This window comes from Hahella sp. NS-SX17, from assembly GCF_057367735.1.
On record NZ_CM170632.1, the window covers coordinates 4,231,602 to 4,247,057 of the forward strand.

16 protein-coding genes are annotated in these 15,456 nt (G+C 51.8%); 5 read left to right on the forward strand and 11 right to left on the reverse strand.

The window, feature by feature from the left end; translation table 11 throughout:
• The first annotated feature begins 48 nt into the window (after positions 1-48).
• Positions 49-1,452 (forward strand): sigma-54-dependent transcriptional regulator, encoded by a 1,404-nt coding sequence (locus AC2IBB_RS18775; RefSeq protein ID WP_486328287.1) that lies wholly within the window; start codon positions 49-51, stop codon positions 1,450-1,452.
• A gap of 100 nt (positions 1,453-1,552) precedes the next feature.
• Here the strand turns inward: AC2IBB_RS18775 and AC2IBB_RS18780 are convergent, their stop codons facing one another.
• The 4 genes from AC2IBB_RS18780 to AC2IBB_RS18795 form a co-directional block, all read right to left on the reverse strand.
• Entirely contained in the window at positions 1,553-2,125 is a 573-nt protein-coding gene (locus AC2IBB_RS18780) for a hypothetical protein (protein WP_486328288.1), read from the reverse strand.
• A gap of 168 nt (positions 2,126-2,293) precedes the next feature.
• A complete protein-coding gene (locus AC2IBB_RS18785) occupies positions 2,294-2,605 on the reverse strand; it encodes a hypothetical protein (RefSeq protein WP_486328289.1) in 312 nt (103 codons plus the stop codon).
• A 66-nt stretch (positions 2,606-2,671) separates the two neighbouring features.
• On the reverse strand, positions 2,672-2,944 hold the full coding sequence (locus tag AC2IBB_RS18790) for a hypothetical protein (protein WP_486328290.1): 273 nt from the start codon (positions 2,942-2,944) through the stop codon (positions 2,672-2,674).
• A 51-nt stretch (positions 2,945-2,995) separates the two neighbouring features.
• The gene (locus AC2IBB_RS18795; RefSeq protein ID WP_486328291.1) at positions 2,996-3,301 is read right to left on the reverse strand and encodes a hypothetical protein; all 306 of its coding nucleotides are present in this window, start codon (positions 3,299-3,301) and stop codon (positions 2,996-2,998) included.
• Positions 3,302-3,653: 352 nt separating this feature from the next.
• Here AC2IBB_RS18795 and AC2IBB_RS18800 point away from each other — a divergent pair, with 352 nt between their 5' ends.
• A complete protein-coding gene (locus AC2IBB_RS18800) occupies positions 3,654-5,636 on the forward strand; it encodes a diguanylate cyclase domain-containing protein (RefSeq protein WP_486328292.1) in 1,983 nt (660 codons plus the stop codon).
• Positions 5,637-5,711: 75 nt separating this feature from the next.
• Here AC2IBB_RS18800 and AC2IBB_RS18805 read toward each other — a convergent pair whose 3' ends face one another.
• The 3 genes from AC2IBB_RS18805 to AC2IBB_RS18815 all read right to left on the reverse strand — a co-directional run bounded on the left by AC2IBB_RS18805 (position 5,712) and on the right by AC2IBB_RS18815 (position 8,602).
• A complete protein-coding gene (locus tag AC2IBB_RS18805) occupies positions 5,712-7,661 on the reverse strand; it encodes a methyl-accepting chemotaxis protein (RefSeq protein ID WP_486328293.1) in 1,950 nt (649 codons plus the stop codon).
• A 312-nt stretch (positions 7,662-7,973) separates the two neighbouring features.
• Complete coding sequence (locus AC2IBB_RS18810) at positions 7,974-8,162, reverse strand: hypothetical protein (RefSeq protein ID WP_486328294.1); 189 nt, start codon at positions 8,160-8,162, stop codon at positions 7,974-7,976.
• Between the two features lie 146 nt (positions 8,163-8,308).
• Complete coding sequence (locus AC2IBB_RS18815; protein WP_486328295.1) at positions 8,309-8,602, reverse strand: hypothetical protein; 294 nt, start codon at positions 8,600-8,602, stop codon at positions 8,309-8,311.
• Between the two features lie 884 nt (positions 8,603-9,486).
• On the opposite strand from AC2IBB_RS18815, the gene AC2IBB_RS18820 reads away from it, so the two are divergent.
• The gene (locus tag AC2IBB_RS18820; RefSeq protein ID WP_486328296.1) at positions 9,487-9,981 is read left to right on the forward strand and encodes a hypothetical protein; all 495 of its coding nucleotides are present in this window, start codon (positions 9,487-9,489) and stop codon (positions 9,979-9,981) included.
• 32 nt (positions 9,982-10,013) lie between these two features.
• Here the strand turns inward: AC2IBB_RS18820 and AC2IBB_RS18825 are convergent, their stop codons facing one another.
• Positions 10,014-11,048: an IS630 family transposase gene (locus tag AC2IBB_RS18825; protein ID WP_486328297.1), complete on the reverse strand. Its 1,035-nt coding sequence runs from the start codon at positions 11,046-11,048 to the stop codon at positions 10,014-10,016.
• Positions 11,049-11,137: 89 nt separating this feature from the next.
• On the opposite strand from AC2IBB_RS18825, the gene AC2IBB_RS18830 reads away from it, so the two are divergent.
• On the forward strand, positions 11,138-11,380 hold the full coding sequence (locus AC2IBB_RS18830) for a hypothetical protein (RefSeq protein WP_486328298.1): 243 nt from the start codon (positions 11,138-11,140) through the stop codon (positions 11,378-11,380).
• Between the two features lie 92 nt (positions 11,381-11,472).
• Here AC2IBB_RS18830 and AC2IBB_RS18835 read toward each other — a convergent pair whose 3' ends face one another.
• A complete protein-coding gene (locus AC2IBB_RS18835; RefSeq protein WP_486328299.1) occupies positions 11,473-12,435 on the reverse strand; it encodes an AraC family transcriptional regulator in 963 nt (320 codons plus the stop codon).
• Positions 12,436-12,575: 140 nt separating this feature from the next.
• Here AC2IBB_RS18835 and AC2IBB_RS18840 point away from each other — a divergent pair, with 140 nt between their 5' ends.
• Positions 12,576-13,409 carry an oxidoreductase gene (locus AC2IBB_RS18840; protein WP_486328300.1) on the forward strand — a complete coding sequence of 278 codons (834 nt, stop codon included), beginning with the start codon at positions 12,576-12,578 and terminating at the stop codon, positions 13,407-13,409.
• Positions 13,410-13,506: 97 nt separating this feature from the next.
• On the opposite strand, the gene AC2IBB_RS18845 is transcribed toward AC2IBB_RS18840, so the two are convergent.
• Complete coding sequence (locus AC2IBB_RS18845; RefSeq protein ID WP_486328301.1) at positions 13,507-14,352, reverse strand: DUF481 domain-containing protein; 846 nt, start codon at positions 14,350-14,352, stop codon at positions 13,507-13,509.
• 147 nt (positions 14,353-14,499) lie between these two features.
• The gene (locus tag AC2IBB_RS18850; protein WP_486328302.1) at positions 14,500-15,048 is read right to left on the reverse strand and encodes a YcjF family protein; all 549 of its coding nucleotides are present in this window, start codon (positions 15,046-15,048) and stop codon (positions 14,500-14,502) included.
• Positions 15,049-15,456 lie beyond the last annotated feature (408 nt).

The following is a 15,456-nucleotide window of genomic DNA, read 5'->3' on the forward strand; positions in this document are numbered from 1 at the left end:
CCCCCGTGGCGATGAGAGGGACTCACCCATGACCCAATGGAAGCTGATGTGAAGAAACGGATATTGTTGATCGAAGACAGCCAGTCCCTGGCGTCCCTGTATCAGAGCTATCTGGAGGCCGGCGGCTATATCATCGTCACGGTGGAGACCGGCCGCGACGCCATTGTGCAAATTCTGCGGGAGCCGCCGGACGTGGTGCTGCTGGATCTCAAGCTGCCGGACATGGATGGCATGGATATTCTCAAGCGCATTAAGCAGGACGACCTGCCCTCCACGGTGATCGTCATGACCGCTCACGGCTCTATCGATATCGCCGTCAACGCCATGCATTACGGGTCTTTCGATTTCCTGGTGAAGCCTTTTGACGCCCGCCGTCTGCAGGTCACTGTGAAGAACGCGCTGGCCAACAATAATCTGGTGAAGGAAGTGCAAGGCTATCGGGAGCAGTTCGCACGCCGTCACTATGAGGGTTTCATCGGCGAGTCCCTGCCCATGCAAGGGGTCTATCGCATCATTGATTGCGCCGCCCCCAGCAACGCCACCGTATTTATCACCGGCGAAAGCGGCGTCGGCAAAGAAGTGTGCGCCGAGGCGATCCACCATCGCAGTCCGCGTAAACAAGGGCCTTTTATCCCCCTGAATTGCGGCGCCATTCCCAAAGACCTGATGGAGAGCGAGATATTCGGCCACGTCAAAGGCGCTTACACCGGCGCGCTGAACAACCGCGACGGCGCCGCCACCCTGGCCCATCGCGGCACCCTGTTCCTGGACGAGATCTGTGAAATGGACCTGGAGCTGCAAACCAAGCTGCTGCGCTTTATTCAGACCGGTACGTTTCAGCGGGTCGGCGGCTCGCAACAGGAAACCGTGGACGTCAGATTCGTTTGCGCCACCAACCGCGATCCCTTGCAGGAGGTGCAGGCGGGACGTTTCCGGGAGGACCTGTATTATCGACTCCACGTCATCCCCATCTACCTGCCGCCGCTCAGAGAACGGGAAACCGACATCAAACTGCTGATGGAGAGCTTTCTGCGGGAGTACGCCAAACAGGAAAACAAAGGTTTCACCCGTTTCACGCCAGAGGCGACCAGCATCATGATGGCGCACAGCTGGCCAGGCAATGTCAGAGAACTGCAAAACGTCATCCGCAATATCGTGGTGCTCAATAACGATGACGCGGTAACGCCGGAGATGATCCCCTTTCACTCCCACTCTGCAGCGCCCCCTTCCCCCCATCGCCCCCCGGCCCCACGACTCGAACAGCCGCAGCCCACCGAGACAGGACAGGAAGACGCCCCCATCAAACCGCTATGGCTGATCGAAAAGGAAGCCATCGAACAAGCCATCGCCTATTGCGACGGCAACATCCCCAAAGCCGCAGCAATGCTCGACGTCAGCGCCTCCACGATCTATCGCAAAAAGGAAAAGTGGGAGCAGGTCCAGGAGCAGTGAAGCAGGTGTAAGAGCAGTAGCGGCCAGGCCCCTGGATTAGGGGAGGTTTAGGAGAGATTTACACCAACAGGACGAGTGAACGGCGGAATCTGTCATGACTTTACCGCCGGAGTCCGCCTCTTCCCCACTGATCTGGGTAGGAATCAGGGTTATACGAGAAGGGCCTGGGTAAACCGAAGTCCCTGGCGGTTAAAACCGCAACCAGCGGACGATACGGCAAGCCCTCCAGGCGATAACGCATTCCAGCATGCGCCCGGAACAACAGTAGCTCGCAGATATCTTTATTCAGACCGAGCAATCTGGCGGGTAAGTCACATAACCTCAAACTACCGCCCACCGCGGACTGCACAACCCAGAACAGAAAGTCTTCTTCTTCCTTAGGGGTAATGGCTCTGCATATATAGCCTTCCGCGCAATCAACCACCGCTATGAAGTCAATCACCCGCGTAGGAGGGCAATATCGTTCCAGCTCAAGCATGGGCGACTCTCCCAGGGCGTGACGGATAATAGTCTTCGCCAACACCATTTGACCTTTGTCAAAGGGCTCCAGGCGTACGGAGTTACATATCTCAAAGGCTTTGAGGATATCTTGCCGGCTGGCGCCTTCCGCTCGGAGAAAACGTATCCAGCTATATAAGTGGGTATAGGGAGATCGTTGAACAGGGCCTTCCATGCGTTGTAATCCTGATTGCTTCTGGCTTTGTCGTCACTTGCCTTTGTCGTATCTTGTCTTTGCAGACACATAGATAAAAAGAAGCTATTTGTCCGCCTGATTAATATTGCCTGCGGGCGCAGGCCAGTCGCTCAGAGCCCCGCCGGCTGACTAGAACTCGTCTGAAACCTATCCCGCTTTTGACTCATGGCCGGCAAGCAATTCATCCAGTCTTTCCAGCTCTATTTCCACATACCGATGAAAGTTTACATAGTCGTCACGGCCTGCCAGAGAAGGCAGCAAACCGATCGCCCACTCACACTTTTTGGCCTGAAAGACCAGATTCGCCTGGTGGCAAGCCGCTTCCTGCAGCATTTTCAACTTTCGAAGCTTGGTAGCGACACAGTCCAGGATCAGTTCATAGGGCGCATCAGCGTTTCCTATGTCGTTCCATTGGTCATCAATGTATCGCTGCGGCAAGACTTCAAAATTTCGACTCATCAAGTTCCCTTCGACCTCTACATACTATGCATCCCTATTTCTTTTGATTCAGGCTTCAACGTCACTCTATTGCAACTCATTCTCTATCTGGCGCAACAGATAGGTGACACGCCCATAAAGTAAATCATGCTCTTTCGATTCGAGATTAGACTTGAGCTTCATCAACTCACTAATAGTTATGTCTACCAAATACGTCACCTTACTTGATAACTTTAGCTTCTTTTTCAACTGCGACAACTGCTGCTGTTTGGCTTCAATCAGGCTCACTTTCGATGCCATGGAAATCCCTTCGCCGCCTAACTTGACGCTCCAGTCGGATTCAACCAGTCTCTCAGCCACAAACGTCCCTCCGCGTCGCTTGACACCCTGCTGGACAGCCTGCCGGAAAGGTTAACTTTCTAACTCGTCTCCTGGTTCAGACTCCCCCGTTTCAAGCAGCCCATCCAGCTTTTCGAGCTCAATATCAGCCAGAAAGAAATAGTGGGTAAAATCGGACTCTCCAATATGGTTCTTGAGATTGTGCAAGCAGCTCTGGCAGTTCAGAATCTGACACATAATGTCGGGCATTTCCTCGGCCGCAACGGAGAGCTCGCATAACTGGATCAACTTACTGACAATCGTATTGACCACTTGGTCTTGGGGGGTGTCGGCGCTTCCTGCTATGGCCCAGTTAAAGTCGACATAAGGCTTTGTCATTATCAGTATTCTTCAGGCGGAATTAAGCCAACATTAATAAATTTAGTTGATCCTAATGGTTCGGCGAGCCTCGGTTTATATTGTTATGGCATAACGGAGCGCACCAATGGGCTAAGAGGACGCCGTGGGCGACAGGGCCTGACATGGGCAAGCCCCGTCGCTGCAGACAACCTGTCGTTGCAGACAAATTGTCGTTGCAGACAGATTAAAGGGCGCTATTTGTCTGTCTGATTGATAGTTGAGCATGGCGCTCAGACTATCTATTTAAGTCATCTATACTTCTGCTATATGGACCTACAAAAATACGGACTTCATGTGAGTCCCTTTCTTTATTTCCAGACCTGATAACCCAATGCGACTAGCCAATCTATGGAAGCTGCCGCTTCCCCATCTACTCGCCGAGGCGGATCAGAACGGCGCCTGGATTAAATGCAATGCATTATGGCGCAAGTATTCCGGGTTATCTGCAGCCAGCTCTACTGGCATGAGATGGATCGAAGTCATTCACCAGGACGACATCGCTACCGTTCAAAGAGGATGGCGAATCGGCATCGAAGCGCAATCCCCGTTCGAGCTGACGATGCGGCTTCAGCGCTCGTCAGACTTAACTTACCGGTGGCATGCGTGTCATGTCGTTCCCCTGAGCAGTGAGCGGGGCGATATCCGGAGCTGGCTCGTTTCTTTTACGGATATTCATGACTGCAACGTCCAGCAAGAGCGGGAGGACGCTTCACTGTCAAAGTTACACAGTGAAAGAGAAGTCCTGGCGACCTCCAATGATTATCTGATCGAAGTCCTGCGAGAGTATCGCGAAACAGAAATCCGCCTTGAAAAAGCGACAGAGAAACTCAACCAAATCGTTGAAACGCAGGCCCATTTGTCCCAGGCGGAAATCGACATGTCGGCCTTTATGAAACTTGTCGTGGATAAAATGCTGACCCTCACTCCCGCCACAGGATCAGTTATCGAACTAATGGAAGGCGATGAGATGGTTTATCAGGCTACCAGCGGCTCAGCGCATCAATTTGAGGGCCTGCGGATAAACCTGTTTAACAGCTTGTCCGGGCTTTGCGTGACTGACCGCAAAGCCCTTATCTCTGAGAACACAGCCACTGACCCAAGGGTCGATTACGAGGCGTGCAGGAAAGTCGGCGCCGCCTCAATGGTGGTGACTCCTCTCTATGAGGCGGGCAGCGTGGTTGGCGTCCTGAAAATACTCTCCGACACAGCCAATGCTTTTGATGTCGATGACCTGAAAACGCTCGAAATGATGGCGGGACTGATAGGTTCAGCCATAGGCCGCAAAATCAGGCTGCAGGAAAAAGAGGACTTATTGGAAGCGACGTCCCTGGCTCTGCAGCGTCAGGAGCAAGAGGCGGAACAGAGAAAACATATAGAGCGACAACTCAAGGAAAGTGAAACCCGCACAAGACGTATTCTCGAAAGCTCCCATGAAGCCTTTATCGCCATGGACGCCAACGGCGTCATCACCGACTGGAATCCGAAAGCGGAAGAAACCCTCGGCTGGACCTCCGAAGAAGCCGTCGGAAACAAATTATCCAGCCTGATCATTCCAGAGCCTCTGCGGGAGAAACATGAATACGGCATGCGCCGATTTTTGGAGACCGGCCAAGGGGTTGTCTTAGGACAGCGACTTGATTTGCCTGCCCTCACTAAAGGGGGAGAGAGCATACCTGTGGAAATCACCATTTCCGCGATCCACGTGCAGGAGACATGGCAGTTCTGCGCCTTTCTCCACGATATTTCAGAACGGAAGAATACGGAGCAAAAGCTACGTCATCTGGCTCAGTTTGACAGCCTTACGAATCTGCCAAACCGTGCGCTATTCTATGACCGACTGAATCAAGCCCTGGCTCGCGCTCATCGCAACAAAGAGTTGTTTGCGATCATGTATCTGGACATCGACCGCTTCAAGTCGATCAACGATACATACGGCCACGGGATCGGAGACGAGCTGTTGGTGGCGTTCAGCAGGCGTATTCAGCAGATCATCAGAGAATCTGACACGCTCGCCCGTCTCGGCGGCGACGAATTTATTATCATTGCGGAAAAGCTCAGCGCCCAGGGCGACGCCAAACAAATCGCTCAAAAAATACTTTGGGCCATGAAAAAAGAGTTTCAGCTCGACGGATTAAACATTCAGGTAGGAACAAGCATCGGCGTGGCGTTTCTGCCCGCTCGCGCCGTGACTGCGGACGACTTGGTGAAAATGGCGGACACGGCTTTGTATTCAGCTAAAGAGGCCGGCCGGAATACCTACAAGCTATTTGATGGGGAAACCAAACTGATGGAGGGCAAGCCGCGCCGCTCTTAATCAGGCTCTGTCCTCGCCGTGTTAATAGCCCTGGCCGGGTCCTACAGTGGGCTGCGGCGCCGGATAACCGGGAATTTATACTTTGAATCTCACTACAAGCTGATTCAAATCCCCCGCCTGCTTTTCAAGAGCCAGAGATGCGGAGCGACTGTCCTGAGCGACTTTAGATACCTCATTCGAGCTAGAGTTAATACTTTCAATATTACGATTTATATCTTCCGATACCTGATGTTGCTCTTCCGCCGCCGCCGCTATCTGAGTGGTCATATCACTGATCCTGTCTATTTGAGACATTACCTGAGCGAACGCCTCACTGACAGTGCCCGACTCAGTAATCGCTTGCTGAGACCGGTCCAGGCTTTCTTCCATCAGCTTTACCGTGCTTTCAACATAGCTTCTGAGCTTACCTAGTTGTTCTTCGATTTCCTGAGTTGAGCTTTGGGTACGCTGCGCAAGCGTTCTTACTTCATCGGCGACGACGGCGAACCCTCTCCCCAGTTCCCCTGCTCTCGCCGCCTCTATGGCCGCATTCAAGGCTAATAAATTAGTTTGCTCGGCGATGCTTCTTATGGCGCCCAAAATCGAAGTTATGTTGGCGCTCTCTTTACCTAGAATATTAATCTGGTTTGTGGCGTTAGTAATGGCCTCTCCCAGCCCTTTCACTACGGCAACAGCTCTACTGATTGTCAACTCGCCCGAACGCGCCTTATCGAGGGCGTCTCTCGCGGACTCCGCCGTGTTAGAGCAGCTGGAAGCCACTTCATTCGCTGTCGCAACCATTTGATTGTAAGCCGTGGCGACCAGCTCCAATTGCTGTTGCTGCGACTGCGTTTCCGTCGACAGTTTGTCATTGGAGTCTTTGACTGTCTGAGACGACGACAGAAGCGACTGACTGGTGGCGTCGATCTGTTTAACCATGCCCTGGATCGTCTGAAGAAAGCGATTGAAACTATCGGATAACTGGGCGGTTTCGTCGCCGCCCTTTACTTCCAGCCTCTGAGTAAGGTCTGCGTCGCCGCTGGCTATTTCACCGAGCCTGCGCGTGACTTTCTGTATGGGGCTTGCGATGAGTCCAGAGAGACTGTACGCCAGCACGCCGAACACGATTAAAAGAATAAAACTGATTCCAATCAGAATATTTCTTTGTTTATCGGAATCTGCATAGACTTCTCCTGTCGGAGCGAAACCAACAAACTTCCAGCCCATTTCCGGTGAAATTAATGTATTCACAAAATAGCGCTCGCCATTCAGCGTTAATTCGCCCCCTCCCTGCTGTAACCTTTCAATTTCGCTATAACCTTCCACCTTGACGTCCGACAGCTTCTTGAAATTATTCTTGGCGTCATTGGGGTCTACCAGAATTGTTCCATCTTTTTCGGTCAGGATTAAGAAGCCTGATTTTCCAAACCGCAGTTCCTTTATAATTTTTGTAAGCTGTCCTAAAGATACATCCATTCCAACAACGCCCTTCACGCCAGCCCCTTGAAATGAGACTGCCGTACTTACAATGGCCGTATCATCCGCCGCCCAATAGTAGGCGGACGTTCTAACTGGCGTTGAAGCGCTTTTTCCCGCCTGATACCAGGGCCGAACCCGGGGATCATAATTCGCGGTGGCTTTACCTTTCGGCCATTGAATATAGCCCCCTTGATCTGTCCCCAGGTAAAGATAGGCCAAGGCCGGATGCGAACCGCCAAATTTATCAAATAGGCGAAAAACCGCTTGCTCGACTTCGCCATTACCCAGCGGATTCATATCCCCTGAATAATTGCCCATGTAAGTGGCTACGCCGCCATCAACCTCACTGACTTCATTGGTAATCGACAGGAACTTTAAATTTTCGGAAATGCCGCTGAATAAATTTGTGATTCCTTGCTCTATTTGACTAATTTCTCTGGCGCTGGAGTTAAAGAAGTGTTGTTTAGCGGTCTCTCGCTGATGGTTAACCGTAACAAAAGCAATGATGGTTACAGGAATAACCAGTGTGCTCAATAACGCCAATATTAGTTTTAACCTTATACTCATTGCCGCCCTCAACATATCTTTTTCAGAACGTTAAACCGGGACGCGTCAGGCGCCGCTTTTAGCACTCCTCCAGGACCAAGGCAGGGCGCAGCTTCTCTTATGCCTGAAGACAAGAGACGACTCCCAACTAAAGTATTAACGCAGATCAGCGAATTTCCACCGGCAACGCGACCGAATCTGAGGAAATTCGCTTCATATGACTAAGATTTATCCCGGTAAGACGCTACTCCAATACCGGCTGAAGAAAGCAGGCCGTCGCAGGTATGGGACTTTTTATGGAAGGGGCTGCATGAGCCTTGAGTGACAGGATGGTCACGCTTTACCTGGGCCGTTCGGCCATTCATGCTTGATAACCATATCAAGTTCGCGCCAAAGCTCCTGAAGCAATTCCAATTGCTCTTCCCGTAACCTTCTATCCTTGCAAGTGGTGGGCGGCTGCGAATCCAGGGCGAGAGTCAAGCGGTAGATATCGTCGATTATTGAGGATTGTTCCGACTTCATAGCCTTCTCCAAATCCGGATAGCGATAACTCTTCGCCAGTCTTTCACGATAAGAACGTCATTTCAATGGTTTCGCAATACTGCGAGCAACGCCGGCGGCAAGAGTCACAAAAAATTCACATGCGCGCCGCTTGAGAATAGCAAACGCTAGTAACTCATTCCCTGTTCAGTCTGAAGCCTGTGCTCCAACTGAGACAGCCTGGCAGTGGCGTGGCCGTAATAGGCGGCGAAATTTTTGCACCCCACCACCAGCCTTAAATTCCGCAACCAGTCCACACAAACCGCCGCGAGCTCCATCAGGTCACGCGGCAAAGCGTCTGTCGCCATAACATCATGTAAACGCCGCCGGTTTCGCTCTATCACATCCATCACTGCTTTTTGATCTTCGTTTGTATTTCCTACAATTCGAGTCCAGTTTTTATCAACAAAACGGATATCCATCTCTCCTCATCCTTTCAGGTTTCAATTCAAGCCGATATGCCAGCTATTACTTTATCAACAGGGTATCAATACATGCATTGGGCATTAAAGCAGCAAAATTCAAGCCGCCTTTATCAATAAACCGATTGAGAGAAAATGCACCTGCCCCATCCTCGCCAGATCCCCCGCAGAGAAGGAAGAAGCCGCTATAGCAGGGGTAAACTCAAACCAGATTACGGTTTAATTACAATCTGGAAAAGCGCGAACAGGAGAAGGTTCCGCGTTTCAATTAATAGCAAAAACTTAAGAGAAAATGCCCTAAAAACGTCCAAAGCGCCCTTAAAGAAAGCGCCGATGTTTGGTTATAAAACACAGCCTAATATTGAACAGTTCATGTGGCCTTACATATGGATCATCCTTTGTATCCTCCCCATATTCGCAATTACAGACTAATGGCATGCGTGGAGGGCAATGTCATCAACTTAAGGCCGCAGCATATTCAAGAAGAGCGGCGGCGGTTAAAAGTGGGTTCGAGATTGGCTTCTGAGGTCAATCCCGGGGAGTATGGCGGGCAGCGAGCAAGCTCCCATCGTATCACAAGCGGGTTTGCGCCCCGGAATGCAAGATGACAGGCGAAGAATAAACGTCGTGAGTTCTGGGAGTGATATTTATTAACATGGCATTGATATTGGCATGTTAATAATCTGGCGCATGGATGCGCCTGCGCGACGGCTCGCCGCGGGAGACAGGGCCTGATATGCGCACCTGTTGTTGCTGACAAATAAATCAACCAATCAAAGAGGCTTACGAGAGCGTAGTTTAGTTAAACTCTAAGCAGCTTTTCCTGTAAATTGCAGGACTTAGTGTCTCTAGATTCAAAAACAACAACCAAGTGTAGCGGATCAATGAAACAGATCGACAGAAGCATCGTCAAGGAAGGCATCAATAAAGCGATGGCTGAGTTTACCGATAGAATGGAAGAACTTGGATTTGTGAGGACAAAAAAATGGCTGTGGGTAAGAGCCGCCGAGAATGGCGCCTGTTTTGTTCATATCCATTTAGACGGCATCTCCTATGGCGCACCAATAAACTACTCCGTGTCTTTTCGCGTACATTGCGGGTATAGAGCCTATGATGACGAGTTTGAGGCGCTCGCCCTGAATGGACCATGTTCCACAGACGCAGAATATTGGAGCAATAGATATCATCATAGATTTAACGCCAAGTCAGGCAGCACCTATGAGCGATGCTTAGATGATTTGCTTAAATTTGTACATCAAGCAGGCGAGCCTTGGTTCAAGGCCCCTCGCCTGAGACTAGTGAAAACTGAGAACCCTGAATTGAAGAAAAGAGCATTGAAGCTACTTGGAATAAAACGCGCCGCCAAGCAGCAAAATTAATTAGTTATTAATCCGGCATCGATATAGGCATTCTATGCCGCATATTTGATGCTTGGGTGGTTAAAGTATTTTTTCACCCTCGAAGGCTTCTTTTGCAACATACACATATGTGATCGAACTTTCTTTTTGAGATCCCCTTTCTTTCGCGCCGGCTTACCACTGTGAACTCCCGCTTTTAAGTCACAATTCAAGTATTCGTCCGGGTTCAATTCCGGGGAATAGGCGGGTAAATAGAACACTTCTATACGATCCTCATTCTCCTCAAGCCAGGCCTTCACAACCTTGGCGTGATGGACTCTCAAATTGTCCAGTATCAGGAAGACCTTCCGTTGGGCGTCTTGGATCAGCCGCTTCATGAACCCTATCAACCGGTCTGCGTCCATTGAGCCGTCATAGATTTGAAACCGCACTTTGCCCTGGTTGCTGATCGCTGAGATCATATTGACCGACTCACGCTTGGCGTTCAGGCGAATCACCGGCGTTTTCCCTTTCGGCGCATAGCCCCGCCCATGTTGAGCGTCGCTTCGAAGCCCTGTCTCATCCCCCCAATAGATCTCCGCCCCTTCCGCCTTCGCTCGTCCGCTGATGACCGGGTATTCCTCCTTCAGCCACTTCTCGACTTGAGACGGGTTTTGCTCATACGCTTTCTTCACCGGCTTCTGCGGCGTGAAACCCCAGGCGGCCAGATAACCGCCAACCGTTCGGATCGCCAAGTGCTCTCCCGTCTCCTGCGCAATAAGCTGTTGCACCGCCTTACGGGTCCAGAGCGCATACTCCAGCTTGAGCTGGTCCGGGCTTTTATCGACAATCAAACATCTGATTCGGTTCTCCTGCCCTGGCGTTAATCGCTGTCCCGAACCGGGCTCTCGTCCCCGGGGCTTGGATTTAATCCCGCTAACCCCTTGCGCTTCATAAGCTCTGATCCACTTTCCCACCGTCAGGTTATGGACACCGACCTTATCGGCTATTTCCTGATAGCTATACCCCTGCTTGCGCAGTCGCACGGCCTGTTTTCTTTTTTCTTCCTGCGCTGCGGCAGGTAATGAGCGAGCGTCTTCTATAATCATATGGGCATTGTATCATATCTATATCGATGCCAGGTTAATAGTCGATTCAACTTTTATACCGAAAAGTATAATTTTATGGTTCATAAAGTATGTTATTCAAAGTAGAAAATAGAGAGTTCTCCATCATAAAAGGCAGTGAGCTCGGACGTGATGGCGTTTATGTTGAGCTCAACGAACTTATCAATGGTGAAGAAAAGTGGCTATTCGAAATTTTTTACTATGATGAAACGCGAAAAAAGGAATGCAACTTCATAGAGGCGAATATCCCGTATGAAGCTTTACAAAAGCTGATCGAGATCGGCAACGAGTGGCTAGAACCAGAAAAACCATAACAAGGTCAAACAGCAACGCCTCCTATTGAGTGATTCTCTTAGGAACCTGTCCGGTGAAGTTTGACAAGGGCGTAATAACCGCAGCCCTATGCCTAATGAGACGACACGTATTCCGCTGACTGATGAGCGGGGGGAATGGCAAAATGGGCTTTCATTCGTTTTATTTCTTCTGCCGGCGGCAGGCCGAACAGTCGCTTGAACTCGCGATTAAATTGCGAGGGGCTTTCGTAGCCCACCGCGTAACTCGCCGCTGCTGCGGTCATCCCGTGGCGCACCATCAGCATTCGGGCCTGATGCAGACGCACGGATTTAACGTATTGCATGGGGGATTGGCGCGTCATGTTCTTGAAGTGGCTGTGAAATGTCGGCGCGCTCATACCTGCTTCGGCGGCAAGCTGCGTCAGATTGAGCGGCTGCGCATAGCCGCCATGAATGCTTTTTAGCACCCGACTGATTTTTCCAAATTGTCCCTGCATCGCCAACGCTGAACGAATAACGCCGCCCTGCTCTCCCGTCAGGAAGTGAAAGTAAAGTTCCCTAAGCAGCGCTGGTCCCAGAACCGCGGCCTCAAGGGGGCGACTGAGCGCCTCCAGAAATCGCAAGACTGATGCTTTCAAAGCGTGGCTCATTGGGCTGGAGACCATGCTTTCCGGGGCGCTTACGCCGCCTTCCGCCGGGCCATGATGTTCAATTTGCAGCATCAGTTCCGCTGCGACCTTGAAATCAAGATGGATATAGATGGCCAGCAGTGGATGCTCCAGAGAAGCGTCCGTTTCCATGGTGAACGGCACCGGCACTGACACCGCCAGATAGTGCTGCGCGTCGTAGAGATAGCATTGATCGCCGAAGTAGCCCCGTTTGCATCCCTGACAGACCACCACAACGCCCGGATCATAAAGAACTGGCGTGCGAGACAAAGGCCGATTGGAGCGCAGCAAACGCACATCAGGCAGCCGCGTCAGATTGTAACCCCCGTCAGGCGCCAGGGCCTGAAGGCGCTCCACGATCTGTTGTTGCAAAGTCTGAGGGTTCTCGTAGACGTCGTCCTGATTCATTTAGCGCTTTTCCACTTCGCCATGATTTAGTAACCATTCATAAGAATAGGCAATGATTTCATAGTTTAAGGCCTCATTTCGATCTTACTGACTCATTAATATGACACTCCACGCTAACAAAGAGTCTAAGGAGCTTAACCATGTCATCCTCAAAAACCCTATTGATAACCGGCGTCAGCAGCGGATTTGGGCGAGCCCTGGCGCAACAGGCGCTGAAGGCGGGCCATACAGTAGTGGGAACCGTACGTCAGTCAGACGATCTGTTGGCGTTTGAAGCGCTGCACGCAAGCCGCGCATTCGGGCGCATGCTTGACGTGACGGAATGGGAATCTATTGACGCAACGGTGGCGGAAATTGAATCGACCGTGGGCCCGATTGACGTCCTGGTCAATAACGCCGGCTATGGCCATGAGGGGCTGCTGGAAGAGTCCTCCATGGCTGAAATCCGTCGCCAGTTTGAAGTGAACCTGTTTGGCGGCGTCGCCATGATCAAGGCGGTGCTGCCCTTTATGCGTCAACGTCGCCAGGGTCGGATACTGAATATCACCTCCATGGGGGGTTATATTACGATGCCCGGCATTACTGACTACTGTGGCAGCAAGTTTGCGATGGTCGGCGTTTCGGAGGCGCTGGGAAAAGAACTGCAGCCATTCAATATCTTTGTCACTTCCGTGGCGCCGGGATCGTTTCGGACGGATTGGGCCGGCCGTTCAATGGCGCGCACCCCGCGCTCAATCGCGGACTACGACGTCTCCTTTGATCCCATTCGAAAAGCCCGCATGGAGAAAAACGGCAAGCAGCTGGGAAACCCGGCAAAAGCGGCGACGGCGATGCTAAGCCTGATAGACGCTGAGCAGCCGCCGGCTCATTTGCTGTTGGGAAGTGATGCGCTGGAACGGGTCAGAGAGCAGTTAAAGGCGCTACAGCGAGGCATCGACGCCTGGGAGCCGCTGACGCGCTCGACGGACGGCTAAGCAGCGCCTATCTGTTACGACGACAGCACCTGCGCAAGCCCGTTCCCGCAGCGACCCTGGCGGGCTGCGCCGCTATTGGCATCAGAACCTGTATGACTTAGAACTTGTATGACAATGCCGTGGTGACATCCGCCTGTTTCTTGTCCACGCCAAATTTGGGCTGGTTATCGTAGCTCACGTTGTAACTGACGCTGACGGAAAGCCCATACGCCATGGGAACGGCGGCGCTGATCATGGAACGATAGCGATAATCATCGCTATCGTCCTCGTTCTGCGAGTAAATCACGCTCTGGGACAGATTCAGAGCCCCTCCCAGCAGCGCGCAGTCGAAAGCCTCGTAAGCGCCGTAGCGCCAGCTTTCTTCGTGCTCGTCCTCACCCGCCAGAATGGCGGTTTCCGAGTAATCCTGAGACAGATAAACCACACCCGCCGCCGTGCTCAACCTGCAGGTCTGGGTGCGATAGGGATAGAATCCCGGCGCCAGAAACACTTCGTGTTCTCTGTCCACCAGCTGTATTTCATCGTTGGAATAACGATAGCCCGCCAGCAGGTAATAGCGCTGGGAAAAATTGTATTGCCAGAAATTATCGCTGCTTTTTTTATCCGACAGCACTTGCGAACCGGTTTCGCTGCGTTGGATCTGGTTATAGGTTGAGATGATGTTCTTGGACGCGGTCCAACTGGCCTCCACCACATAGGTGCGGCTGTCATAATCCGTCTGCCCTTTGCTGGAGGTGATGCTAGCGGAGGCGCCGACGGACAGTTCGTCCGGCATGTTCAGCCATTCCCGCAAAGGCGACTTCGTTTTATCTTGAGCGGAGGCGGTTGCAGGCGAAGCCGCCGCGGACGTGGACTCGTCGTCAGCGGCGGCGATGGACGTAAACATCAGGGCGAGAACAGGAAAAAAGACAGACAGAGAGGCGACGCCGGAGAATCTTGCCATTGTTTTTCTTTGCTCCAGTCCAGAGTTAACCAGGGGCCAGGGGGCCTGCGCGTGGGCGCGCGCAGACGTGTCCGCGGCGCGCGAACACGCGCCGGGATATACGATCAGGTTGAACGCGTCTGTTCGGCTAAACGATAAGCGTCGGGCTTACGCCTTGGCGCTGGCTGTTTTGGCGGTCTTGTCGTCTTTACCCAGATTTTCCGCGTAGGCTTTGCCCTTCTCCAGCTCTTCCGCGTAGAACGCGCGTACGGCCTCAGGGTCGAAGTTCAGGAAGTTGCCGCCGGACTCAAAGTGCTGGATGAACACCCGCGCCAGCGCATAGGTGGACGCGCCCGCGATAATCGCCACGCTGGTGGAGCCCAGCACGGTGCCGATGACAGGAATCACCTTGGTCAGGCTGGCCAGGCTCATACCGATAGGAACGGGCGCGGCGGAGCCGACCAGCGAACCAATCAGGGACTTGCCGAGGTCTTGAGTGAATCTGATGTTATAGATCTTTGACATTTTGTGCAGCATTTTCAACTGCAGCGCCGTCAAGCCGGCGAAGTCAACCACAGGAATCGGCACCAGCCCTATGCCCATAGACCCCAGCACGTATTTCCTGGTCATCGCGCGCACGCCCGCCAAACGCTCTTCTACATCCACTTCCGTTTCTGTTGTGTCTTCTTTAGTTGCTGTAGTTGCTGTTGCAGCCATACTGATGTTCCCATATTGATGATTATTAGACTTACGCAGGGTATATACGTCCGTAAAACATCAAGTACAAATTCACGGGCGGTTATATATATCGTTACTATTTCATTTTCACGCCACTTAAAGCGCTTGCAATAAAACAAACAACATATACAAAAAGAAGTCCTGGACCTCCGAAGTGTCCGTAATGAGACTAGTTCAATACCCAGGGGCCCGCAAGTACTTTTTTTGTCCATTCGCGCCCTGTTTCAGCGCCGTTGAAGCTCTATTTCAATTCTGCAAACCCCTTGTCATACAAGGCTTTCACGCCGCCCTTATTTTTTTCTCGACGACCTCTCGAAAACAAAGGCGCAAACAGTCCGCCAAGCCCATTGCGAAGCCTCCGGCATTATTTTTAGTTGCTTAATTGAT

Coding starts and splice junctions, on each gene's coding strand:
- AC2IBB_RS18780 (WP_486328288.1), bottom strand. CDS start 2,125: ATGGAAGGCCCTGTTCAACGATCTCCCTATACCCACTTATATAGCTGG.
- AC2IBB_RS18785 (WP_486328289.1), bottom strand. CDS start 2,605: ATGAGTCGAAATTTTGAAGTCTTGCCGCAGCGATACATTGATGACCAA.
- AC2IBB_RS18795 (WP_486328291.1), bottom strand. CDS start 3,301: ATGACAAAGCCTTATGTCGACTTTAACTGGGCCATAGCAGGAAGCGCC.
- AC2IBB_RS18800 (WP_486328292.1), top strand. CDS start 3,654: ATGCGACTAGCCAATCTATGGAAGCTGCCGCTTCCCCATCTACTCGCC.
- AC2IBB_RS18805 (WP_486328293.1), bottom strand. CDS start 7,661: ATGAGTATAAGGTTAAAACTAATATTGGCGTTATTGAGCACACTGGTT.
- AC2IBB_RS18810 (WP_486328294.1), bottom strand. CDS start 8,162: ATGAAGTCGGAACAATCCTCAATAATCGACGATATCTACCGCTTGACT.
- AC2IBB_RS18815 (WP_486328295.1), bottom strand. CDS start 8,602: ATGGATATCCGTTTTGTTGATAAAAACTGGACTCGAATTGTAGGAAAT.
- AC2IBB_RS18820 (WP_486328296.1), top strand. CDS start 9,487: ATGAAACAGATCGACAGAAGCATCGTCAAGGAAGGCATCAATAAAGCG.
- AC2IBB_RS18825 (WP_486328297.1), bottom strand. CDS start 11,048: ATGATTATAGAAGACGCTCGCTCATTACCTGCCGCAGCGCAGGAAGAA.
- AC2IBB_RS18830 (WP_486328298.1), top strand. CDS start 11,138: ATGTTATTCAAAGTAGAAAATAGAGAGTTCTCCATCATAAAAGGCAGT.
- AC2IBB_RS18835 (WP_486328299.1), bottom strand. CDS start 12,435: ATGAATCAGGACGACGTCTACGAGAACCCTCAGACTTTGCAACAACAG.
- AC2IBB_RS18840 (WP_486328300.1), top strand. CDS start 12,576: ATGTCATCCTCAAAAACCCTATTGATAACCGGCGTCAGCAGCGGATTT.
- AC2IBB_RS18845 (WP_486328301.1), bottom strand. CDS start 14,352: ATGGCAAGATTCTCCGGCGTCGCCTCTCTGTCTGTCTTTTTTCCTGTT.
- AC2IBB_RS18850 (WP_486328302.1), bottom strand. CDS start 15,048: ATGGCTGCAACAGCAACTACAGCAACTAAAGAAGACACAACAGAAACG.